The following is a 1,664-nucleotide window of genomic DNA, read 5'->3' as shown; positions in this document are numbered from 1 at the left end:
AGGTTCGATGTTTGACGCTTCACAGCGGGTACCGGAATATCAACCGGTTATCCATCGACTACGCCTGTCGGCCTCGCCTTAGGTCCCGACTTACCCTGGGCAGATCAGCTTGACCCAGGAACCCTTAGTCAATCGGCGCACACGTTTCCCACGTGTGAATCGCTACTCATGCCTGCATTCTCACTCGTCAACCGTCCACAACTCGCTTACGCGGCTGCTTCACCCGGCAGACGACGCTCCCCTACCCATCACAGCCTCCGTTGGGAGTATTGCTGCAATGACACGACTTCGGCGGTACGCTTGAGCCCCGCTACATTGTCGGCGCGGAATCACTAGACCAGTGAGCTATTACGCACTCTTTCAAGGGTGGCTGCTTCTAAGCCAACCTCCTGGTTGTCTGTGCGACTCCACATCCTTTCCCACTTAGCGTACGCTTAGGGGCCTTAGTCGATGCTCTGGGCTGTTTCCCTCTCGACCATGGAGCTTATCCCCCACAGTCTCACTGCCGCGCTCTCACTTACCGGCATTCGGAGTTTGGCTAAGGTCAGTAACCCGGTAGGGCCCATCGCCTATCCAGTGCTCTACCTCCGGCAAGAAACACACGACGCTGCACCTAAATGCATTTCGGGGAGAACCAGCTATCACGGAGTTTGATTGGCCTTTCACCCCTAACCACAGGTCATCCCCCAGGTTTTCAACCCTGGTGGGTTCGGTCCTCCACGAAGTCTTACCTCCGCTTCAACCTGCCCATGGCTAGATCACTCCGCTTCGGGTCTTGAGCGTGCTACTGAAACGCCCTATTCGGACTCGCTTTCGCTACGGCTACCCCACACGGGTTAACCTCGCAACACACCGCAAACTCGCAGGCTCATTCTTCAAAAGGCACGCAGTCACACCACAAGGATGCTCCCACGGCTTGTAGGCACACGGTTTCAGGTACTATTTCACTCCCCTCCCGGGGTACTTTTCACCATTCCCTCACGGTACTATCCGCTATCGGTCACCAGGGAATATTTAGGCTTAGCGGGTGGTCCCGCCAGATTCACACGGGATTTCTCGGGCCCCGTGCTACTTGGGTGTCTCTCAAACGAGCCGTCAATGTTTCAGCTACGGGGGTCTTACCCTCTACGCCGGACCTTTCGCATGTCCTTCGCCTACATCAACGGTTTCTGACTCGTCTCACGGCCGGCAGACCGCAAAAGAGAGATCCCACAACCCCGTATACGCAACCCCTGCCGGGTCTCACACGCATACGGTTTGGCCTCATCCGGTTTCGCTCGCCACTACTCCCGGAATCACGGTTGTTTTCTCTTCCTGAGGGTACTGAGATGTTTCACTTCCCCTCGTTCCCTCCACACTGCCTATGTGTTCAGCAGCGGGTGACAGCCCATGACGACTGCCGGGTTTCCCCATTCGGAAACCCCCGGATCAAAGCCTGGTTGACGACTCCCCGGGGACTATCGCGGCCTCCCACGTCCTTCATCGGTTCCTGGTGCCAAGGCATCCACCGTGCGCCCTTAAAAACTTGGCCACAGATGCTCGCGTCCACTGTGCAGTTCTCAAACAACGACCAGCCACCCATCACCCCACCCTCACGGGCGAGTTCACTGGGGCCGGCATCAGAGGGAACTCATTCCCTCAGACACCCAACAGCGTGCCCGACC

The 1,664-nt window shown here is 57.3% G+C and carries 1 rRNA gene (running past one end of the window); it reads right to left on the bottom strand.

The annotated features are described in order from the left end of the window. Window positions 1-1,531, bottom strand: a 23S ribosomal RNA gene (locus ACZ4O3_RS43955) (it extends 1,595 nt beyond the left edge of the window). Between the last annotated feature and the right edge of the window lie 133 nt (window positions 1,532-1,664).

The sequence above is a fragment of the Streptomyces sp. NPDC026515 genome, assembly GCF_055567595.1.
This window is presented reverse-complemented; position numbering and strand designations above follow the sequence as displayed.